General features: G+C 73.5%; 20 protein-coding genes. 4 read left to right on the top strand and 16 right to left on the bottom strand.

Annotated elements, in window-relative coordinates; genetic code table 11:
- Positions 1–347 precede the first annotated feature (347 nt).
- The 8 genes from pheT to infC form a co-directional block, all read right to left on the bottom strand.
- Positions 348–2,840 carry a phenylalanine--tRNA ligase subunit beta gene (pheT, locus tag OHA34_RS00900; protein WP_285943870.1) on the bottom strand — a complete coding sequence of 831 codons (2,493 nt, stop codon included), beginning with the start codon at positions 2,838–2,840 and terminating at the stop codon, positions 348–350.
- The gene (gene pheS, locus OHA34_RS00895) at positions 2,840–3,949 is read right to left on the bottom strand and encodes a phenylalanine--tRNA ligase subunit alpha (protein WP_285943871.1); all 1,110 of its coding nucleotides are present in this window, start codon (positions 3,947–3,949) and stop codon (positions 2,840–2,842) included. The genes pheT and pheS overlap by 1 nt, the downstream gene beginning before the upstream one ends.
- Before the next feature lie 139 nt (positions 3,950–4,088).
- Positions 4,089–5,198: an ATP-binding protein gene (locus tag OHA34_RS00890; protein ID WP_432763107.1), complete on the bottom strand. Its 1,110-nt coding sequence runs from the start codon at positions 5,196–5,198 to the stop codon at positions 4,089–4,091.
- Positions 5,199–5,471: 273 nt separating this feature from the next.
- Positions 5,472–5,984, bottom strand: coding sequence for an STAS domain-containing protein (locus tag OHA34_RS00885; RefSeq protein WP_285944061.1), 513 nt, complete (start codon positions 5,982–5,984; stop codon positions 5,472–5,474).
- 300 nt (positions 5,985–6,284) lie between these two features.
- The gene (locus OHA34_RS00880; RefSeq protein ID WP_285943874.1) at positions 6,285–7,118 is read right to left on the bottom strand and encodes a TrmH family RNA methyltransferase; all 834 of its coding nucleotides are present in this window, start codon (positions 7,116–7,118) and stop codon (positions 6,285–6,287) included.
- A 34-nt stretch (positions 7,119–7,152) separates the two neighbouring features.
- A complete protein-coding gene (gene rplT, locus OHA34_RS00875) occupies positions 7,153–7,530 on the bottom strand; it encodes a 50S ribosomal protein L20 (RefSeq protein ID WP_285943875.1) in 378 nt (125 codons plus the stop codon).
- Positions 7,531–7,600: 70 nt separating this feature from the next.
- Entirely contained in the window at positions 7,601–7,795 is a 195-nt protein-coding gene (rpmI, locus tag OHA34_RS00870; RefSeq protein ID WP_285943877.1) for a 50S ribosomal protein L35, read from the bottom strand.
- Positions 7,796–7,985: 190 nt separating this feature from the next.
- A complete protein-coding gene (gene infC / locus OHA34_RS00865; protein ID WP_329522369.1) occupies positions 7,986–8,552 on the bottom strand; it encodes a translation initiation factor IF-3 in 567 nt (188 codons plus the stop codon).
- Positions 8,553–8,988: 436 nt separating this feature from the next.
- On the opposite strand from infC, the gene OHA34_RS00860 reads away from it, so the two are divergent.
- Together OHA34_RS00860 and OHA34_RS00855 are read left to right on the top strand one after the other, a co-directional pair.
- Positions 8,989–9,552 carry an NUDIX domain-containing protein gene (locus tag OHA34_RS00860; protein ID WP_285943878.1) on the top strand — a complete coding sequence of 188 codons (564 nt, stop codon included), beginning with the start codon at positions 8,989–8,991 and terminating at the stop codon, positions 9,550–9,552.
- Between the two features lie 7 nt (positions 9,553–9,559).
- Positions 9,560–10,510: a carbohydrate kinase family protein gene (locus OHA34_RS00855; RefSeq protein ID WP_285943879.1), complete on the top strand. Its 951-nt coding sequence runs from the start codon at positions 9,560–9,562 to the stop codon at positions 10,508–10,510.
- Here the strand turns inward: OHA34_RS00855 and OHA34_RS00850 are convergent.
- Positions 10,486–11,235 (bottom strand): HIT family protein, encoded by a 750-nt coding sequence (locus tag OHA34_RS00850; RefSeq protein ID WP_329520399.1) that lies wholly within the window; start codon positions 11,233–11,235, stop codon positions 10,486–10,488. The two genes, OHA34_RS00855 and OHA34_RS00850, sit on opposite strands and share 25 nt — an antisense overlap.
- 122 nt (positions 11,236–11,357) lie before the next feature.
- On the opposite strand from OHA34_RS00850, the gene OHA34_RS00845 reads away from it, so the two are divergent.
- Positions 11,358–12,713: a prenyltransferase/squalene oxidase repeat-containing protein gene (locus OHA34_RS00845; protein WP_329520398.1), complete on the top strand. Its 1,356-nt coding sequence runs from the start codon at positions 11,358–11,360 to the stop codon at positions 12,711–12,713.
- A gap of 78 nt (positions 12,714–12,791) precedes the next feature.
- On the opposite strand, the gene OHA34_RS00840 is transcribed toward OHA34_RS00845, so the two are convergent.
- The 7 genes from OHA34_RS00840 to OHA34_RS00810 form a co-directional block, all read right to left on the bottom strand.
- Complete coding sequence (locus OHA34_RS00840; RefSeq protein ID WP_285943884.1) at positions 12,792–13,613, bottom strand: shikimate dehydrogenase; 822 nt, start codon at positions 13,611–13,613, stop codon at positions 12,792–12,794.
- A complete protein-coding gene (gene mltG / locus OHA34_RS00835) occupies positions 13,613–14,683 on the bottom strand; it encodes an endolytic transglycosylase MltG (RefSeq protein WP_285943885.1) in 1,071 nt (356 codons plus the stop codon). Before mltG ends, OHA34_RS00840 begins: the two co-directional genes overlap by 1 nt.
- An 83-nt stretch (positions 14,684–14,766) precedes the next feature.
- Entirely contained in the window at positions 14,767–15,225 is a 459-nt protein-coding gene (ruvX, locus tag OHA34_RS00830; RefSeq protein WP_285943887.1) for a Holliday junction resolvase RuvX, read from the bottom strand.
- Between the two features lie 91 nt (positions 15,226–15,316).
- Positions 15,317–17,986: an alanine--tRNA ligase gene (gene alaS / locus OHA34_RS00825; protein WP_329520397.1), complete on the bottom strand. Its 2,670-nt coding sequence runs from the start codon at positions 17,984–17,986 to the stop codon at positions 15,317–15,319.
- Between the two features lie 2 nt (positions 17,987–17,988).
- Complete coding sequence (locus OHA34_RS00820; protein WP_285943889.1) at positions 17,989–18,309, bottom strand: DUF6167 family protein; 321 nt, start codon at positions 18,307–18,309, stop codon at positions 17,989–17,991.
- Positions 18,310–18,409: 100 nt separating this feature from the next.
- On the bottom strand, positions 18,410–18,829 hold the full coding sequence (locus tag OHA34_RS00815; protein WP_285943890.1) for a DUF948 domain-containing protein: 420 nt from the start codon (positions 18,827–18,829) through the stop codon (positions 18,410–18,412).
- Positions 18,830–19,045: 216 nt separating this feature from the next.
- A complete protein-coding gene (locus OHA34_RS00810; protein ID WP_285944063.1) occupies positions 19,046–20,335 on the bottom strand; it encodes a replication-associated recombination protein A in 1,290 nt (429 codons plus the stop codon).
- Positions 20,336–20,626: 291 nt separating this feature from the next.
- Here OHA34_RS00810 and OHA34_RS00805 point away from each other — a divergent pair, with 291 nt between their 5' ends.
- Positions 20,627–21,079: a hypothetical protein gene (locus OHA34_RS00805; RefSeq protein ID WP_285943891.1), complete on the top strand. Its 453-nt coding sequence runs from the start codon at positions 20,627–20,629 to the stop codon at positions 21,077–21,079.
- Positions 21,080–21,143 lie beyond the last annotated feature (64 nt).

Raw genomic sequence — 21,143 nt, 5'->3', positions numbered from 1 at the left:
GAAACGCGCGACGCGCCGAAGAAGCCCAGGGAAAGACGAGGGCCGACGGGACGAGGGGTCCACTGAGGTCACGTGCGCGAGCCGGAAACGGCTACAGCGCGGCGTCTCGACCTCAGTTCCTCAATGGACTCCCCTACCGGACGGCGATAAGACCCGTTCATCCTACCCGACCGAAGCGGCCCGGCTCCAGGACCATCTGGAGCCGGGCCGCCACAAGACCTTCCGGAGGGGCCAGGTCCTGTCTCAAACAGCCCCAGCCGTCCCCCGAGCGCGATGTCGCGCTCGCCCAAGCTCGGTCGACGTCCGAGCCGCCAGGCGAGGACGCCGGGCCGGGCCTGGAGACACGACTAGGTCCCGCGGACCGTCGCGCCGGTACGGTCGGCGGCCACCGTCACGGCCGCGGCGCGCGCGGCGGACGCCTCGTCCGCGGTGAGCGTCCGGTCCGGCGCCCGGAACCGCAGCGTGTAGGCCAGGGACTTGCGCCCCTCTCCCGCCTGCTCGCCGGTATAGAGGTCGAACAGCCGGATCGACTCCAGCAGCGCGCCGGCCCCCTCCCGCAGCGCGGACTCGACGTCGGCCGCCGGGACGCCCGCATCGACGATCAGCGCCACGTCCTGGGTGGCGACCGGGTAGGTCGGGACCCGCGCGGAACGGGGCGTCCGCGGCTCGCCGAGGCGGGCGAGCTCCAGCTCCATCGCGCAGCTGCGCGCGGGCAGCCCGTACGCCTTGATCGTCCGCGGGTGGAGCTCGCCGGCATGGCCGACCAGGGCCTCGCCCGCGTACAGCGCGGCACACCGGCCCGGATGCCACGGCTCGTGCCGGTCGGCCCGGACGGTCAGCTCGACGCCGACCTCGCGGGCCACCACGCGGGCGGCCTCGATCGCGTCGGCCCAGCCGCCCGGCCGCCCGTCGCCCCACCAGCCGGACCGGGCGCGCTCGCCGGCCAGCACCACGCCGACCCGCAGCGGCTGGTCGGGCAGCGCCGCGTCCACCGAGGCGATCTCCTCGGCCGTCGGGCCGCGGTCGACCGGCAGGCGCGGCGCCCGCTCGGGCGCCCCCTCCTTGGGCCGGAACACCAGGCCGAGCTCGTACAGGCCCACGTCGCCGAAGCCCCGGCCGGTGTTGCGGGCCAGCGCCCGCAGCAGGCCGGGCAGCAGCGTGGTGCGCAGCAGCGGCTCGTCCTCCGACAGCGGGTTGGCCAGGCGCAGCGCCACGCGGCGGGCGTCGCCGGCGGGGAGCTGGAGGGCGTCCCAGTCGCGCTCGGACGCGAACGGGAAGGCCGGCGTCTCCACGTACCCCGCCCCGGCCAGCGCGCGGCCCACCCGGCGGCGCAGCCGCTGCTGGCCGGTGAGGCCCCGGCCCGCGACCGGACGCGGCGCCCGCGCCGGGATGTTCTCGTAGCCCTCCAGCCGGATGACCTCTTCGGCCAGGTCGTTCGGGTCGGTGAGGTCGGGCCGCCACGACGGCGGCGTCACCGTCAGCACGTCGCCGCCCGCCACCGTGCAGCCCACCTGCTCCAGGCGGCGCACGACGGTGTCGCGCCCGTAGGTCACGCCCGCGACCCGGCCTGGATGCCCGGCGGGCATCTCGACCGTGACCGGCGCGACCGGCGCCTGCGCGTGGGATGCCCCCGGGACGATCTCGGCACCGCCCAGCTCGGCCAGCAGCGACGCGGCGCGGTAGGAGGCGTACAGCGGCAGCTCGCGGTCGACGCCGCGCTCGAAGCGGTAGGACGCCTCGCTGTGCAGCCGGTGCCGCCGCGCCATCCGCGCGATGCCGATGTCGTCGAAGTGCGCGGCCTCGATCACCATGGCGGACGAGGCGCCGTCGATCTCGGTGGCCAGCCCGCCCATCGTCCCGGCCATCGAGATCGGCCCGGACGCGTCGGTGATCAGGATGTCCTCGGGGTCCAGCGCCCGCTCGACGTGGTCGAGGGTCTCCAGGCTCTCGCCCGCCACCGCGCGGCGCACCTCGATCGGGCCGGTGAGCTTGCCGTGGTCGAAGGCGTGCAGCGGCTGCCCGAGCTCGAGCATCAGGTAGTTGGTGACGTCGACGGCCAGCGACACCGGCCGCATCCCGGCGCGGAACAGCCGCACCGCCATCCACATCGGGGTCGGCGCGTCCGGGTCGAAGCCGCGCACCTCGCGCAGCACGATCCGGTCGCAGCCGGACGGGTCGGCGATGCGCACCGGGTGGGCCTCGCCGTCCCCGGCGGGCAGGTCCACCCCGGCCGGATCGGTGAACGGCACGCCGTAGGCGATCGCGGCCTCGCGGGCGATGCCGCGGATCGACAGGCAGTAGCCCCGGTCGGGGGTGATCGCGATGTCGAGGACGTCGTCGCGCAGGCCGAACAGCCCGATGACGTCCGTCCCGGGCGCGGTACCCGGCGGCAGCACCAGGATGCCGTCGTGGTCGTCGCCGATGCCGAGCTCGCGGACCGAGCAGATCATGCCCTCGGACACGTGCCCGTAGGTCTTGCGGGCGGCGATCCGGAACGGCTCGCCGGGACGGTCCCCGGGCAGCGCGCCGCCCGGCAGGATCACCACGACGTCGTCGCCGGCCGCGAAGTTGGTGGCGCCGCAGACGATGTTCTGCGGCTCGCCGGTGCCGTTGGCCTGCCCGACGTCCACCTGGCAGTAGCGGATCGGCTTCTTGAAGCCGGCCAGCTCCTCGACGGCCAGGACGGTGCCGGTCACGATCGGGCCGGCCAGGTCGGCGCCGGCCTGCTCGACGGTCTCGACCTCGAGGCCGGCGTCGATCAGCTTGGCGGCCAGCTCGCGGCCGGTGACGCCGGAGGGGAGCTCGACGTGCTCCCGCAGCCAGGAAAGCGGGGCCCGCATCAGATCTCCATCCCGAACGGGAGGGTGAACCGGACGTCGCCCTCCACCATGTCGTGCATGTCCTCGACGCCGTGCCGGAACATCAGCGTCCGCTCCACGCCCAGGCCGAACGCCCAGCCGCTGTAGCGGTCCGGGTCGATCCCGCAGGCGACCAGCACCCGCGGGTTGACCATGCCGCAGCCGCCCAGCTCGATCCAGCCCTCCGAGCCGCAGGTGCGGCACGGCGGCGCGCCCCGCTCCACCGAGGCGCCCCGGCACACGAAGCACTGCATGTCGACCTCGGCCGACGGCTCGGTGAACGGGAAGTAGGACGGGCGCATCCGCACCCGCAGGCCCTCGCCGAACATGCCGGCCACGAACGCGTCGATGCCGCCGCGCAGGTCGGCCATGGTCAGGCCCTCGTCGACCGCCAGGCCCTCGAGCTGGTGGAACACCGGGCTGTGCGTGGCGTCGAGCTCGTCGGTGCGGTAGGTGCGGCCGGGCGCCACCACGTACACCGGCAGGGGCCGCGACAGCAGCGACCTGATCTGCACCGGCGAGGTGTGGGTGCGCAGGACCAGCCCGGTGTCCTCCGACTCCACGAAGAACGTGTCCTGCATGGTGCGGGCCGGGTGGTCGGGCTTGAAGTTGAGGGCGTCGAAGTTGAACCACTCGGCCTCGACCTCGGGCCCCTCGGCGACCTCGAAGCCCATCGAGACGAAGACGTCGGCCATCCGCTCCTGGACCGTGGTCAGCGGGTGCCGGGCGCCGCGCGGGTCGCGGTCCCAGGGCAGGGTGACGTCGACGGCCTCGTCGGCGAGGACGCGCTGGTCGCGTTCCTCCTCCAGTTCGGCCTGGCGGGCCTTGAGCGCCTGGGCGACGGCGCCGCGGGCGGCGCCGATGCGCTTGCCCGCCTCGGCGCGGCCCTGCGGCGGCAGGGCCCCGATCTCGCGGTTGGCCAGGGCCAGCGGGGAACGGTCGCCGGCGTGCGCCAGGCGGACCTGCTTGAGCGCGTCGAGGTCGGCCGCGGCCGCGATGGCCTCCAGGGCCTCGGCACGGGCCCGATCCAGCGCTTCGGGCTGCAACGCGGACACCTCGACAGGGTCGTAGGACTTGTTGGGTGCAGACATGGTGGTGTGATGACTCCGGTCGGCGTGGGACGCCCGCAGTCTAGTGGGCGGGCGGGAAGGATCCGGAAAAGCGTGCGCAGGTCGCGCCGCCCGCGCGGGGCCCGTGACGCCGGGATCGGAACGCGGTGCGAGCGCGCGATCAGGTGGCGTAGTCGGGGGCCCCGGCGGGCACGGTAAATCGGAACTCGGCGCCGCCGCCGGGGGCGCGCCGCACGGTGATGGTGCCCCCGTGCGCCTCGACCAGGCCCTTGACGATGTAGAGCCCGAGCCCGGTGCCACCGCGGCGGTTGCCGCCGGGACCGCGCCAGAACTGCCGGAAGATGCGCTGGGCGGCCTCGGGCGGAATGCCCTCGCCCTCGTCGCGCACCGACACGGCGGCCCCCTCCTTATGCGCGTCCGGCTCCACCATGATGGTGACAGTACCAGCGCCGTGCCGCACGGCGTTTTCGACCAGGTTGCCGAGGATCTGGTCGACCTTGTCGGGGTCGAGCCACATCTCCGGCAGGACGCCGCGGGCCTCGAACCGGAACCGGTCCTCGGCGTCGCCCGCCGCCACCCGTCCGGCCAGGACCTTGCGGATCTCGCCGGGCAGGTCGACCACCTGCCGGTGCATCTCCAGCCGGCCCGCCTCGATCCGCGAGACGTCGAGCAGCTCGGTGATCAGGCGGGTGACCCGGTCGGCGTCGGCGTTGACCGTCTCCAGCATCACCCGCTTCTGGTCGTCGTTGAAGCGGTGCCATTTGGCCAGCAGCGTCGCGGTGAAGCCCTTCACGCTGGTCAGCGGGGAGCGCAGCTCGTGAGCGACGGTGGACACCAGGTCGGCGCGGTCGCGCTCCAGCCGGGCCCGGTGCAGGGCGTCGCGCAGGGAGATCGTGAACCGTTCCACCCGGCCGCCCCGGCCGCGCCGGTAGCCCGCCGTCACCAGCAGCTCGGTGCCGCCGGGCAGGTACAGCGGCCGCTCGGGGTGGCGGGTGCGGGTGCCGAGCCCGTCGTAGGGGGCCAGGCATTTCCACCAGTCGCGGCCCTCGGCGTCGTGCAGCGGCAGGACGTCGCGGAAGTCGCGGCCGAGGGCGGCGCCGGAGGCGATGCCGGTCATCCGCGAGGCCGCCGCGTTGAACACCACGACGCGGGCGTCCCGGTCGGCCACCAGCAGGCCGTCGGGAAGATCGTCCAGGGTCGGCGCGCCGCAGGGCAGGGCGTCCGCCGCGTCCTCCGGCGGAACGTCCACATCGCCTCCAGCAGCGGGCATGGGTCGGGCCAGGTGCGGGGAGTCCTCTCCGCCCACAACGGCCTCCAGAACACCGGTGAGAACGCGGCCTGTCGAAAGGAGACTCTATCCGGAGACGGGGACCTAACGGGACCCGGAGAAGCCCCTACGGACAGGCATTGTGGCCGTCACGGGCACTCTGCCGCCCCTCCCGCACCACCCCGCGCACCGGCGACCGAAACGGGCACCGGCACGGGCGGCCGGCACAGGTGCCGGTACGAGTGGCGGCACGGACACCGGCACGGGCGGCGGGCGTCAGCAGCGCGGGGCCGCGGACGACCCGGCCTCGGCGATCGCGCCGGCGATGTCGTCGTACAGGGTGAACAGCCGGTACAGCCCGGTGATGCGCAGCAGCCGAACCTGGGCGGGCCGCACCCGGGCGAGTCTGATCTCTCCCCCGGCCCCGGAGATCTGGTTGTGCGCGGCGACCAGGGCGCCGAGCCCGGTGGCGTCGCAGAACGGGACCCCGGCGAAGTCGACGACCAGGCGGCGGAAGCCCGCCTCGTGCAGCTCGACCAGGTGGACGCGGAGCGTGTCGGCGGTGTGCAGGTCGATCTCGCCGGTCACTGCGGCGACGACGGTCTCACCGTGCACCTGCGCGACCGAGACGTCCAGACCGGCCACCGGGCCCTGCTCACGCGGCCCCCCGGCCGCGGGGCCGTCCAGCGCGGTGCCCGGCCCGCCGGCGGGCCGGGCACCCGCCCGGCACCTGACCTCGGGTCCGCGCCTGCCGGGACGCCTGGCCGCCGCCCTGCCCTCGTCGATCATCACGTTTGCCCCCACTCTGCACGGCCCCATCGCCGCCCTCGTCATCACCGTAGGCACCCGGGTGCGACGCGTGGATCCATCGCCGGGTTGGTTCCCGCTCCTACCTGGGAATGAGTCGCCGCCGGACGCGAGCCCCCCGCCCACCGTCCAGCGATAGTTCATCCTCCCAGGTCAAGGGAGGAGAAAAGCCGCACGACGCGACCGCTTGCGGCCAGCCGAACGCACAGAATCGCCCTTACCAAGACGAACCCTCACACCCTCACAACGTCGTCGCGGGCCCTCCACGGCCCGCGCGCGCCCTCACGGCGCCGGGCGCGGGTCCCCATTGCGTTGCGCGCGGGCCGAGGCGTAGAGGCAGACGGCCGCGGCCGTCGCCAGATTGAGGCTCTCGGCCCGACCGTAGATCGGCACCCGCACGACCTCGTCGACATGCTGGAGGATCTCGTCGGGCAGTCCCCACGCCTCGTTGCCGAACACCCAGGCGGTGGGGCCCGCGAGCAGGCCGTCGTCGATGCCGTCGTCGAGGGTCCGGTCGCCCGCGCCGTCGGCGGCGAGCACCTTCAGCCCGGCCGCCTTGAGCTCGGGGATCAGGTCGCCGAACCGGGGCCCGACGACGACGGGGAGGTGGAACAGGCTGCCCGCCGACGCGCGGACGCACTTGCCGTTGTACGGGTCGACCGACGCGTCGGTGAAGACGACCGCCTCCGACCCGGCGGCATCGGCGGTGCGCAGGACCGTTCCGGCGTTGCCGGGGTCGCGGACGTGGGCGAGCACGGTCACCAGCCTGGGGCCGGAGTCCAGCGCGCCGCCCAGCGGGACGTCGACGAACTGGCAGACCGCGAGCAGCCCCTGGGGCGTGACGGTCTGCGCCAGCTCGGCCATGACCTCGCCGCTGACCCGCAGCACCGGGACGCCCGCCTTCTCGGCGGCCGTCACCAGCTCGGGATGGCGGGCCTCGGCCTCGGCGGTGGTGAACAGCTCGGCGAGGCCGCCGGGGATCTCCAGCGCCTCCCGCACCGCCTGCGGGCCTTCGGCGAGGAAGCGCCGTTCGCGGCGCCGGAACGCACGTTTGGCGAGCCGGCGAGCGGCCTTCACCCGTGGTGATCGGAGGGAGGTCAGCTCGCGGCCCGCCATGACGTTCGTGATCGCCTGTCTGCCGGGAACCGGTTCAGGCCGCCTCGCTGCCCTCGGCGGGCAGCGCGTTCTTGGCCACCGTCACCAGGGCGGTGAACGCGGCGGCGTCGTTGACGGCCAGTTCGGCGAGCATGCGGCGGTCGACCTCGATCTCGGCCGCCTTCAGGCCCTGGATGAACCGGTTGTAGGTGATGCCGTTGGCGCGGGCCGCAGCGTTGATCCGCTGGATCCACAGGCGGCGGAACTGGCCCTTGCGGTCCTTGCGGTCCCGGAAGGCGTAGGTCATGGAGTGGAGCTGCTGCTCCTTGGCCTTGCGGTACAGGCGCGACCGCTGGCCGCGGTAGCCGCTCGACCGCTCCAGGACGACCCGACGCTTCTTGGCGGCGTTGACCGCCCGCTTCACGCGTGCCACGTTTCGAACTCCTTCGTGGGGGCCGGGGCCGTGCTGACCTCGGCCGGTCGTACGGGTTTCTGGTCGTGGGCTACTTGCGCAGCAGCTTCTTGATGTTCTTGGCGTCGGCGTCGGCCACCACGGCCGGGCCGTCCAGGCGGCGGGTCCGCTTGGTCGGCTTGTGCTCGAGCAGGTGGTTGCGGTTGGCGCGGCGGCGCATCACCTTGCCGGTGCCGGTCAGCTTGAAGCGCTTCTTGGCACCGCTGTGGGTCTTGGTCTTCGGCATGGCGCCGTCGTCTCCCTCACTCCCGGCCCCCGCGCACTGGCACGGGGGCGCGCCTGATCGGGCGCATCCCACGGAACTCCGTGTGACGCGCCTGGTCAGGCTTCAATGTACGTGCGTCACGACCTCGCGAGAACGCGAGACCACGTGGGGACCGCCGCTGGGCGGCCCCGGTACGACCCGGCCGGGGCCGTCAGACGGAGTCGGCCTCCGCCTCATGGTCACGGGTGGCCCGCTCGGCCTTGGCCTCGGCCTTGGCCTCGGCCTTCTTCTTGTGCGGACCGAGCACCATGATCATGTTTCGGCCGTCCTGCTTGGCCCGCGACTCGACGAAGCCGAGGTCCTCGACGTCGTCGGCCAGCCGCTGCAACAGCCGGAAACCGAGCTCGGGACGGGACTGCTCACGACCGCGGAACATGATCGTGACCTTCACCTTGTCCCCCGCCTTGAGGAACCGCACCACGTGACCCTTCTTGGTCGCGTAGTCGTGCGGGTCGATCTTCGGGCGGAGCTTGATCTCCTTGATGACCGTGTGCGCCTGGTTCTTCCGCGCCTCACGCGCCTTCATCGCGGACTCGTACTTGAACTTGCCGTAGTCCATGAGCTTGGCGACGGGCGGGCGCGCGGTGGGCGCCACCTCGACCAGGTCGAGGTCCGACTCACGCGCGAGTTCAAGGGCCTTGGCGATGGGCACGATGCCCACCTGTTCGCCGTTCGGGCCGACGAGCCGGACCTCGGGCACGCGAATGCGGTCGTTGATACGCGGTTCGGCGCTGATGGGACCTCCTTGGGGCCGTTACTCAAGTTCCAGGACCGGTCGTACCCCAGGGCCTTCACGCAAAAAGCCCCGCACGACTCGCATGCGGGGCCACCTTCGGTCTTCCCGCCGACAGTGCCGACGGGAACTACGGCGTCGCGGGCGTGTACCGCCCGTTCGCCGGACCGAAACCCACCGGCTTGACGGCCGGTCAGGTGGGAGATGGCCTCCGCTTGAGCGCCCGGTACGGTCGATCACGATGTCGTCATCGTCCGCACAGGGCCGGTCGAGTTCCAAGGCTATCACTTGCCAGGCCCTGTCGCGCCGCCCCTCCGGGGCACCGATCCACCACTTCACAACCACGGGGGACGGGCGTCCATTCCCCAGGCCCAGGACGGCGCCCTTCTGGGCCCTGGCGGAATTCGTGTGGCTTGTTACCGTGGAGCGACGACGGCCCACCGGGGTCGGCTCCACGGAGGGGTTCTCCGCGATGCCCTCGGTCAACACAGCCACGGCCGGCCCGTCCGGCGCCGCCCGGATGATCAGGCTGGAGTTCGCGCAGAAGGCGTTCATCCTCGACGCGGACCGGCTGCTGCTGGTCCGCAAGGCGGCGTCCGATCCGTTCCACCCGGGGCGGTGGGAGGTGCCGGGCGGGCGGCTGGAGGTCGCCGCCGACCTCGACCTCGACGACCACATCCGGCGCGAGGTGTGGGAAGAGGTCGGCATCAAGGTCGACCCGGGCCCGCCGTTCCACCTGTGGCAGTGGTTCATGCCCGATCTCGGTCCCCCCGCAGGGGAGCGGGGCGGGCAGGTGCGGGTGGTCGCCGCGGCGCGGCACTGCCGGCCCGCGAGCCTGGACGTGAGCCTGGAGCACCAGACCGACGGCGACCATCTCGCCGACTGCGCCTGGGTGCCGCTGGGCGATCTCGGCGGGTTCGAGCTGATCCCGAGCCTGCGCCCGGTGATGCGCGTGTTCCTCCGGCTGCATCCGCCGGCGGGCTGAGGCGATCATGGACATCGCGGCGGCGTCCGCGCGCCCCCCGGTCCAGTGGCCCGGCCTGGACGGCGTCGCCGAGCGGCGCTTCACGATGGTCGTCGTGGGCGATGTGCGGATCGAGGTCAGGGCGGAGCTGCCCGCCGTCCGCTTCGCGGAGCTGACCGCCGACCGGCTCGCCTACGCGCCCGCGCGGGCGATCGTGGCGGGCACCGCGGTCAACCTGGCGCGGCGGGCGGCCGGCTACTTCGGCCACGTCGCCGTCCTGGGCCGGGTCGGGGACGACGATTTCACCCCGGTGATCCGGCGGGAGCTGAGGCGGCTGGGCGTCCGCGACCTGCTCCGCGTCGAGCACGGCGCCGCCAACGGGGTGGCGGTGATGCTCCGTGACCGCGCGGCCGGCGGCGAACCGGGCGTCCGGCTGCTCATCGCGGAGGAGGACGCCCCCGACCGGCGGCTGTCGGCGTCCGACGTGCGGCACGTCTCCGCCGCGATCGGGCACGCGGACGTGCTGTGCGTCGACGGGTACGCCCTGCTGTCCCCCGTCTCCCGGGCCGCCCTGCGGGAGGCGGCGGCGATCGCCCGCCAGGCCGGCGCGCAGGTGGTCTTCGACGTGGTCCCGCACGACATCGACGCGCGGCTGCCGGTCGCGGAGGTCCTGCCGATGCTCTCGCTGGCCGACGTCGTCATCTCCGAGGCGCCCACACTGGCCAGGCTGCTCGGCCAGGTACCTCCGGTAGGGGCGGACGCTGTACGGGAACTGCTCCCGTCACTGGATCGGCTCGTTCCGGGACGTCCGCTGTGGCTGCTGCGCTTCGGCGAGAGCTCGCTGGAGTGTGCACTGGCCCACCAGCGGGACGGGCTGCTCCTGGAATACCCGACCGGATACGGCGACGGGGTGGAACGCGCTGGGTTCGGTGACCGGCTCGCTGTGGCCGAGCTCTACTGGTGGCTGTCGGTCCGCTGATCCTCCCTGAGGGCCGAACGGAGCGCATCCAGCGTTCGCTGGAAGGACCGCTTGCTCTCGGGTAGTCCGAACGTCTCTTGCCAGCGCCAAGCCCTAACGGAACCGTCCTTGTGCGCCACTGAGTCGTCTAGGAGCGCGGTCGCCGCCGCCCAGCGAAGAAACTGGCTCGGCACACCCTCTCCCGGGTGGAGCGTGACCGTCTCGCCCTCCTCCAGCAGAAGGTACGAGCGGCCCTCCCGGACCCGGTCGCGTACGGAGTCGTGGTCAGCGGGGACACCGTGCGGCCCGCTGCGTTCCACCACGGCCCGTACACCCGGGCTGCCCGGCAGGAAGTGCCAGTGCGCGTGGTCGATGCACGCCCCGCCGCCCTGGGGGCTCGCCGGACCGTGCTCGAACATCACCAGCTCGCCGGTCCCGTACGCCTCGCGGTAGATGCGGGCGATCCGGCCGCGCCACACGCAGGCGCGCGCCCACATCCGGCCGCCGAACGTCCCGGCGCTCGGGTGGTGCGCCTCTGTGACCAGCAGCAGGTGCCCGTCCGCCAAGGGGGCCAGGTCGGGCATGAGGAAGAAGTCGGCGTCCGCCGCGAGGACGGCCGCACCGCCCGGCAGGCCCGCCATGTCGTTGAACCGGAACCGCAGCGGCGGGCACAGCACGCAGTCCGCGGCGTGGCCGTCCCGTTCGGATGGCTCGGTCAACGCGTCCTCCAGCACCACGGGCCGCACGAGCGCTCATCACCCAGCGTGCCCGCTCCCCGGCCCCGATGCTCCGGGCGGGCGGGCACAGCCCCGGAACCCGCAGGGTACAAAGCCTGGCCGAACGGGAACAAAGGACATAGAGGCACACTGTGAACCCACCGCTCCCCCGGCCCCCGGCCCCCGCACCTCGCAACGCACCCGCCCGCCGCCCCGCACCAGGGCCGCCCCCCGCGATCGACCTCGCCGTGCTCGACCGCCGGCTGAACGAGTCGCTCGACGCCCTGCGCGACGCCTACTCGCCCGCCCCCGACGCCGGCGGCGGCTGGTACCACGAGCTGACCAGGCCGGAGCCGGGGGCGACCGCCACCGCGATCGGGCTGCTGGCCTTCGTCGAGACCGCCCGGCCGTTCGAGCACTTCGACGAGGGCCTGGCGTTCCTGGCGTCCCGCCAGGCCGCCTCCGCCGACCCGCTCGGGGACGGCGGCTGGGCCACCCGGACCAGCCTCGGCCTGCCGGTCGTGGAGGCCACCGCCTGGATCGCCCGCTTCCTCGCCCGCGCCCACTGCGACCTGCGCGAGGACGCCCCCGATCTCAGGCGGGCCTACCGGTGGCTGCTGCGCAACCAGAACCCCGACGGCGGCTGGGGGTCCCTACTCGGCTGCCCGTCCCGGGTCTGGCTGACCTGCCTGGCGCTGCGCGCCCTCACCCAGCTCAACCCCTACGACGAGGCCGTGGAGCGGGGCGTGGAGTGGCTGACGGCGGGCCGGACCGCGAGCCGTCCCGCGTGGGGTCCCACCCCGACGTCCGGGCCGACCGTCACGCACACCGCGTTCGCGCTGGTCACGCTGGCCGAGGCGCGTCCCGCGCTGTGCACCGAGCGGCTGCTGGACGCCTACGACTGGCTGCTGGCGAACCTGGACCCTGAGGACGACCACACCTGGATCGAGACCTACGACGTCTCCCCGCACGGCACGGCGTCCAGCCCCGTCTGGCGACTGGCCCTCTGGCACTACGGGCTGCCCCTGGCCCTGTCGGCGCTGCTGCGGGACCCGCGCGGCCCGCACGGGCCGACGGTCGCCCGCGCGTTCCGGACGCTGGCCCGCGCCGAGATCACCGCCCCGCGCCGCACCGGCTACCCCGGCAGCGGGCGCACCTCGCTCTGGAAGCTGTGGTGGCGGCTGGAGATCCTGATCGACCTCACCCGCGTCCCGCTGGCCGGCACCGGCGACGTCCTGCACTGGCTACCGGACGCGACGGTGGTGCAGCGCGCGCACGCGCGGGACCGGCCGCTGGCCGCGCTGCTCCCCCACCGCCGGCGCCTCGAACCGGTACGGCTGGTGCGGCGGCACTGGTCGGCGGTGCTGCTCACCCTGATCGGCGCGGGCAGCCTCACGGGAGTCGCTTCCGGGACGTGGGGCTGGCGCGACTTCTGGCTGAGCGTGATCCTGCCGATGATGCTCGCGGCGGCGGACGAGTCGATGAAGCGGCGCCGCACCCCGCGCTGACGTCGCGTCGAGCGCGGGGCGGGGACGGGAGCCGGGAACGGGAGGCGGGGGCGCGAGGCGGGAACGGGAGGCGGGGCGTCAGGCCCGCCGGGCGAGTTCTGCTTCCCCGGCGGCGCGCATCGCCTCGACCGGGACGTCCTCGCGTCCGGTCATCAGCGTCACCTGCCGCACCGCCTGGTGCAGCAGCATCTCGAAGCCGCCGACGACCGTGCCGCCCGCGCCGCCGACCGCCGCGGCGAGCGCCGTCGGCCACGGCGCGTACACCACGTCGAACAGCGCGGCGCCCGACGCGGCGACCGGCTCGGCGAACGCGTCGCCCGACCGTCCCGGCAGGGTGGAGACCACCAAGCCGGCGGGAAGCAGCTCGGGCAGCCGGTCGAGGGCGGCGACCCGCACCGTCAGCCCGAACCGCTCGCCCACCTCCGCCGCCCCGGCCGCCCGCTCCGGGCTGCGCGCGGCCAGCACCGCCTCGTCCAGCCCGAGGCCCGCCAGCGCGGCCAGCACCGACGCCGCGGTCGCGCCGCCGCCGAGCACCACCGCGCGGCCCGGATCGCCGAGCCCCGCGCCGGTCAGCGCGGTCACGACGCCGTGCACGTCGGTGTTGTCGCCGAACCGGCGCCCGTCCCGCAGCACGATCGTGTTGGCCCCGCCGACCTTCACCGCCAGCTCCGACACCTCGTCGACCAGCTTCAGCGCGGTCCGTTTGAGCGGCATCGTCAGCGACAGCCCCGCCCACGCCGGGCCGAGCCCGTCGAGCAGGCCCGCCAGGCCGTCCTCACCGCACTCGATCGCCTCGTAGGACCAGTCGTCCAGGCCCATCGCCGCGTACGCCGCCCGGTGCAGCACCGGCGACAGCGAGTGCCCGATCGGCGAGCCGAGGACCGCCGCCCTGTGTCCCATCAGTTCCCCGGATTCTGCTGCTGCCACCTGTTGAACTGCTTCTTCAGCCTCAGGAACTCCTGGTAGTCCGCGGTGAACTCGGTCCGCTTGTTCGTCGGGTCGACCGCGATGAAGTACAGCCACGTCCCGTTCTTCGGCGACGCCGCGGCCTCGATCGAATCCGCCCCGGGACTGGAGATCGGCCCGGGGGGCAGGCCCTTGTGCAGATAGGTGTTGTAGGGCGAGGGGTACTGGGTGTCGTGGTTCCGTACGTTCAGCGTGCGCTTCTTCAGCGCGTAAAGGACCGAGGAGTCGAACTGTAGGGGGATGCCCTGTTCCATCCGGTTGCGGATCACCCTGGAGATCTTGGCCAGGTCTCCCGGCTTGCCGCCCTCGGACTGGATCAGGCTGGCCATGGTGATCAGCTCCGCCGGCCGCATGTTCCCCTGCTTCGCCTTGCCCTCCAGGTCGATCTTCTCGGCCTCCTGGTTGAACCGGTCGACCATCTGCTTGAGGATCTCCCGCGCGCTCCCGTTCGGGTTCAGGTCGTACCGCCCCGGGAACAGGTACCCCTCCAGGCCCTTGGCGTACGCCGGCAGCCCCAGCCCCTGCGGCTTGGCCTCCGCCGCCTGGAAGTTCCTCAGCGGAATACCGGTCTTCTTCGACAGCTTGTCGAAGATCTCGCTCGTCCGGAGGCCCTCGAAGATCGTGATCTGGTTGTCCGCCCGCGACTTGGTGTCCAGCAGCAGCGCCATCGCCGACGACGACGACATCTTCAGCCGCATCCGGTAGAAGCCCGGCTGGATGCTGCCGGCCTTGGTCTCCTTGCCGTACACCTTGATGAAGGCCCGGCTGCTCTTGACCACGTCGTGCTGCTCCAGCGCGGCGGCGATGACGTACCCGCCGTCGCCGTCCTTGATCTGCACCGTGACGTTCCCGCCGCCCCCACCGGAGTAGTCCGGCGGATGCATCCGGCTGTCGAGCCACGCGACCCCGAGCACGCCGCCGGTGCCGAAGATCGCCACGATGAAGGCCATCGCGAACAGCGCCGCGGCCCGCCCGTTCCGGCGCCGCCGCTGCCTCTTCCGCACCCGGCGCCGGTCACGCCGGACGGGCCGTTCGCCCCGCGAACGGCCACCGCCACCGGACGGATCTGAGAAAAGGTCCAAATCGCTCATGCGCTTCCCCGGACGATCTCGCCTGGGGGGCGTCCAGTCAAACGTTCCCCGTCCAGGGCCGCCTGAAGCAGCACCGCCGCCGCCGCCTGGTCGACGACCTTGCGCCGGGCCTGCCCGTGCACACCGCCCGCGCGCAGGCCGCTCTCGGCCGTGACGGTGGTGAGCCGCTCGTCGTACAGCCGGACGGTCCCGGTGGCGAGCCGGCCCGCCAGCATGCCCGCGAACCTGCGTGCCGACGCCGCCGCCGGGCCCTCACGCCCCGACAGCGACGTCGGCAGCCCGACTACGACCTCGACCGCCTCATGCTCCGAGACCAGCTCGGCCAGCCGGTCGAGGTCGCCCTTCCCACTCCGCACCGTCTCGAGCGGGGAGGCGAGGATCCCACCGGGATCGCTCCGCGCCACGCCGATGCGCACGCTCCCCACGTCCACCCCGAGCCGAACGCCCTGTCTCATGGCTTCGCTCCGCTCAGCGACTCGAGGCGCCGTGTCCGCAATTCCGGGCGCCATGCTGGGTCTTTCGCGGGCCCCATGGTCCGCACGTCGGTCACACGGCCCCTACGGCTCGTTCCACGGTGGCCAGGGCGTCGCCCAGCGCACCGGCGTTGGCGCCGCCGCCCTGGGCCAGGTCGTCCTTGCCGCCACCGCCGCCGCCCAGCGCCTTGGCGGCCAGGCCGACCAGCGCGCCGGCCTTGAGGCCGCGCTCGCGGGCGCCCTCGGTGACGGCGACGACCACGACCGGACGGTCCTTGGGCACGCCGACGACCATCACGACGGCGGGACGCGCGGCCAGCCGGCCGCGGACGTCCACGGCGAGCTTGCGCAGGTCGTCGGCGCCGGTGCCGGCGGGGGCCTGGTGGCCCACGTAGGCGACCCCGCCGATGTCCCGGGCGCCGTCCGCCAGCGAGCCGGCGATCGCCAGGACCTGCTGGGAACGGAGCTTGTCGAGCTCCTTCTCGGCGTCGCGGAGCCGGGTGACCACCCCGGAGATCCGCTCGGGGAGCTCGTCCTTGCGGGTCTTCATCTGCTCGGCGAGCTGCGCGACCAGCACGCTCTCGCGGGCCAGGAAGCGGAAGGCGTCGATGCCGACCAGGGCCTCGACACGGCGGACGCCGGCGCCGATGGACGCCTCGCCGAGCACCTTGATCAGGCCGAGCTGCCCGGAGCGGGCCACGTGGGTGCCGCCGCACAGCTCGCGGGAGTAGTCGCCGACCTCGACGACCCGCACCCGGTCGCCGTACTTCTCGCCGAACAGGGCGAGCGCGCCCATCGAGCGGGCCTCGTCGATGGAGGTGTGGAACGCGCGCACGTCCATGTCGTTGATCAGGACGTCGTTGACCTCGTCCTCCACGTCGCGCAGCACGCTGACCGGCACGGCGCCCGAGGCGGTGAAGTCGAACCGGAACCGGCCGGGCGAGTTCTCCGAGCCGGCCTGCGCGGCGGACTCGCCGAGGGCGCGGCGGAACCCGGCGTGCACCATGTGGGTCGCGGTGTGCGAGCGGGAGATCGCCCGGCGCCGCGACACGTCGATCTCGGCGTAGGCGGTGTCGCCGGTCTGCGCCTCGCCGCTGCGGACCCGGCCGCGGTGCACGACCAGGCCGGCGAGCGGGGTCTGCACATCGTCGATCTCGACGACGGCGCCGTTGCCGAGCCGGATGACGCCGTGGTCGGCGAGCTGGCCGCCGCCCTCGGCGTAGAACGGGGTACGGTCCAGGACGACCTCGACCTCGGCGCCCTCGCCGGCGGCGCGCACGTTGCCGCCGTTGACCAGCAGCCCGACCAGGCGGGCCTCGCCGATCACGTTGTCGTAGCCGATGAAGTCGACGCTGCCGCCCGAGCGGGTGAGCAGGTCGTCCAGGACCGACACGTCGAGGTTGCCGGTCTTCTTGTCGCGTGCGTCCTTCTTGGCGCGGTCGCGCTGCTCGGCCATGAGCCGGCGGAAGCCGGCCTCGTCGACCTGGAGGCCCTGTTCGGAGGCCATCTCCAGGGTCAGCTCGATCGGGAAGCCGTAGGTGTCGTGCAGCTTGAACGCCTGCTCGCCGGCGAGCGCGGGGCTGCCGGACCGCCGGGTCTCGGCCACCGCGGTGTCGAAGATCGTGGTGCCGGTGCGCAGCGTCTGGAGGAAGGAGTCCTCCTCGGCGTCGATCACCGTGTGGATGCCGGCGGCGGTGCGGACCAGCTCGGGGTACTGCTCTCCCATGGCCGCGACCGCGACGGCGGTGAGCTCGTGCATGAGCCCGGCGGAGTCGCCGCCGAGCAGCCGCAGGTTGCGGATGGAGCGGCGCAGGATGCGGCGCAGCACGTAACCGCGGCCCTCGTTGCCGGGACGGATGCCGTCGGCGACCATCATCGTGCCGCTGCGCACGTGGTCGGCGATGACCCGCAGCGACACGTCGGCGCGGTGGTCGCGGCCGTACCCGGCGCCGGTCAGCTCGGCCGCCCGGTCGAGGACCTTCCAGAGCGTGTCGGTCTCGTAGATGTTGTCGACCCCCTGGAGGATCGCCGCCATCCGCTCCAGGCCCATGCCGGTGTCGATGTTCTTGGACGGCAGCTCGCCGAGGATCGGGAAGTCGTCCTTGCCGCTGCCGGGTCCGCGCTCGAACTGCATGAAGACCAGGTTCCACACCTCGAGGTAGCGGTCCTCGTCGGCGACGGGGCCGCCCTCGCGGCCGTACTCGGGGCCCCGGTCGTAGTAGATCTCCGAGCAGGGTCCGCACGGGCCGGGCACGCCCATCGACCAGAAGTTGTCCTCCATGCCGCGGCGCTGGATCCGGTCCAGCGGGACCCCGACCTTGTCGTGCCAGATGCCGCGGGCCTCGTCGTCATCCTGGAAGACGGTGACCCACAGCTTCTCCTCGGGGAAACCGAAGCCGCCCTCGCCCTCCGGCCGGGTCAGGAGGTCCCAGGCGAACGGGATCGCCTGCTCCTTGAAGTAGTCCCCGATGGAGAAGTTCCCCAGCATCTGGAAGAACGTGGCGTGCCGGGTGGTCTTCCCGACCTCCTCGATGTCCGGCGTCCGGACGCACTTCTGGGCGCTGGTCATCCGCTGCGACGGCGGCGTGCGCTGGCCGAGGAAGTACGGCTTGAACGGGACCATGCCGGCGTTGACCAGCAACAGGGTCGGGTCCTCGGCGATCAGGCTGGCCGAGGGCACCACGGCGTGCCCGCGCTCTTCGTAGAACTTGAGGAAGCGGCGCGCCACCTCTGCCGACTCCATGATCAGTGGCCATCCTTGTCGTCGTCGATGATCGTGTAACGCGCTTTGAGGACCCGGCGGCGCCGGGGACCCTCGAGTTCGGGCGGAGCCTGGTCGATCTCGATCGCCTCGCGCAACTCCGCCTCGCGGGCCTGCATCTCGGTGCGCACGTCGGAGGCGAAGTACCGCAGCCGCCGCCCGGCGCCCTGCCCGGCGCCGACCGCGCGGACCGCGACGCCCTCCGGGGACCAGGTGCGCGCGAACCGCTCCACCTTGCGCTTGACCCGGTGGGTCGCGTAGACGCCGGCGCCGGCGCCCACCGAGAGCCAGAACAGCCGTTTCATCGCGCACCGCCCCGTCTCGCGGCGCGGTGCCGCGGGAGCGTGTCCGCGCGGTGCCGGGGGTGTGCGCCCTCGCGGCGCCGCGGGTAGGCGTCGGCGCGGGTCATTTGCGGACCTTGCCGGACGGGCGGGCGGGCAGCTGCGGGCGGTCGCCGCCGTGCTCGCGGCCGGCGCCGTCGCGGTTACCGAGGGCCTTGCGGACCCCGTAGGAGAAGGCCGCGGCCTTGACCAGCGGGCCGCCGACCACGGAGGTCATGACGGTGGTGACCGCCGAGACGTTCTGGGTGACGCCGGCGACCTGCTTGGTGATCACGTCGGTGCGGCCGAGCTGCTCGTTGGCGCGCCGGACGGTGCGGGTCATGTCCTCCATGAGGGGCCCGGCCTGGTCGCCGAACTCGGAGACGACCTTTCCGGCCTCGCGGAGCAGGCGGGCGAGTTTGAGCAGGGTGAAAGCGAGGAAGGACACGAGGACCGCCCAGAACACGGCCACGATGAGGCCGGCCAGCTGTCCACCAGTAAGCATCAGGGCCTCCGTTCGCTGTGTTTCGGCTCAGGGCCGGGCCCGGCCTGACAGACCATACCGTGGGCACCGGTCCCGGCCGTGCGGAGCGGAAGGCCCCGTCCGGCCCGGCCGCGCCGCTGCGGCGGCGGGGGCCCGGCACCCCAGGTTGTCCCGGCAGGCTACCGGGCGGCGGCGCCGGATGGCGGGATCATGGCCCCGGAATGATCATCGGCGCGGTCAGCCGCCCTGCCCCCCGCCGCGGCCCCGGCCACCGCCGGCGGAACCGCGCAGCACCGAGCGGATGCGCGCCAGGACCTCGGTGAAGCGGCCCTCGGCGCCGTGCTTGGTCGGACGGTAATACTCGCGCCCGTGCACCGGGTCGGGCGCGTACTGCTGCGCGACCACCCCGCCCGGATGATCATGGGCGTACTTGTAGCCCTGGCCGTGCCCGACCTTCGCCGCGCCCTTGTAATGCGCGTAGCGCAGGTGCATGGGGACCGATCCGACCAGGCCCTTGCGGACGTCGCCGAGCGCCCCGTCCACCGCCGTGATCACCGCGTTGGACTTGGGCGCCAGGGAGAGGTGGATCACCGCCTGGGCCAGGTTGATGCGGGCCTCGGGCAGGCCGACGAACTCGACCGCCTGCGCCGCGGCAACCGCGGTCTGGAGCGCGGTCGGGTCGGCCATCCCGACGTCCTCGCTGGCGTGCACGATCAGCCGCCGGGCGATGAAGCGGGGGTCCTCGCCCGCCTCGATCATGCGGGCCAGGTAGTGCAGCGCGGCGTCGACGTCGCTGCCGCGGATGCTCTTGACGAACGCGCTGATCACGTCGTAGTGCTGGTCGCCCTCGCGGTCGTAGCGGACCGCGGCCCGGTCGACCGCGCGCTCCAGCACGTCGGCGTCGATCGGCCGCCCGTCCTCGACCACCAGCGCGGCGGCCTCCAGGTAGGTGAGGGTGCGGCGGGCGTCGCCGCCGGCCAGCCGGATCAGGTGGTCCTCGGCGGCCGGGTCGAGCTCGACCGCGCCGTCCAGCCCCCGCTCGTCGGCGAGCGCCCGCCGGACCACCTCGCGCAGCGCGTCGTCGCCGAGCGGCTCGAGCGTGAGCAGCAGCGACCGGGACAGCAGCGGGCTGATCACCGAGAAGAACGGATTCTCGGTGGTGGCGCCGATGAACGACACCCAGCGGTTCTCCACGGCCGGCAGCAGCGCGTCCTGCTGGGCCTTGTTGAAGCGGTGCACCTCGTCGACGAACAGGACGGTCTGCCGGCCGGTCATGCCGAGCTCGCGGCGGGCCAGCTCGATCTCGGCGCGGACCCGCTTGACCCCGTCGCTGACCGCGGAGACCTCGACGAAGCGGCGCTGGGTGGCGTGGCTCACGACGGTGGCGAGGGTGGTCTTGCCGGTGCCGGGCGGACCCCACAGCACCAGCGACATCGGGACGTCCCGGTCGACGAGCTGCCGGATCGGCGTGCCGGGGCCGAGCAGGTGCGCCTGCCCGACCACCTCGTCCAGGCCGCGCGGGCGCATCCGGACGGCGAGCGGCTGCTCCGCCCCGCCGCGTCCGCCGGACGACCCGGCCGCGGGCACGCTCCCGGCGAAGGCGGAGGGGGCGGTCGCCTCCCCCGCCGGATCGTCGAAGAGGCCCTCCGGCTGGCCCGGTTCCACCCTGCTGGTCACTTGCCGAGACTATCCCGCCCCGCGGACATCCCGGGCAGAGCGCCGCCGTCCCGGCGGGCGCGCGGTGCGGCGGCCGTCCCGGGAACCCCGCGCGGGGCTGCGGCGTTGGTATCGCGCGAAGGTGAAAACAGGAGCGTGACGGTGGCCGGTACGGCTTTGCGGCGGCGGCACGGGCAGGCGGGCCTGCTCGTGGCGCTCCTCGTCGTGGCCGGGCTGGTCTTCAGCTACGGGCTGGGCCACGCGCCGCCGATGCGGGTGTGCACCGAGCACTACGTCACCGTGCCGTCCGGCGTCGCCGAGGCGCTGTCGCACCATGGCGACGAGGCGGGCCCGGCGGCGGTCGCCGCTCCGGACGGCGGCCCGGCCGCGATCCGGGGGGCCTGGGCGGCCCCGTCCGACTCACCGCTGTCCGGCCCGCTGTACGCCTGCCTCTCGATGGCCGTCCTGCTCACCCTCATGGTGCTCGCGCTGGCCGCCGCCCCGCGCCGCTCGGGCCTGCGGTTCCCGGCGCGGCGCGGCCGGGCCCCCGCCCCCCGGACGGGCGGAGCACCGCCGCTTCCTTCGCTGAGCTCCCTTCAGGTGCTGCGGCTGTGACGGACGGGCCGTGAGGCCCGCGGATGGCGCCATGCCCACGGCGGCACGGCGGCTCCGCACGTCC

The sequence above is a fragment of the Spirillospora sp. NBC_01491 genome, assembly GCF_036227065.1.
GTDB lineage: Bacteria > Actinomycetota > Actinomycetes > Streptosporangiales > Streptosporangiaceae > Spirillospora > Spirillospora xylanilytica.
Note: the sequence above shows the minus strand (reverse complement) of the source record. Positions and strands in the feature narration are given on the sequence as shown.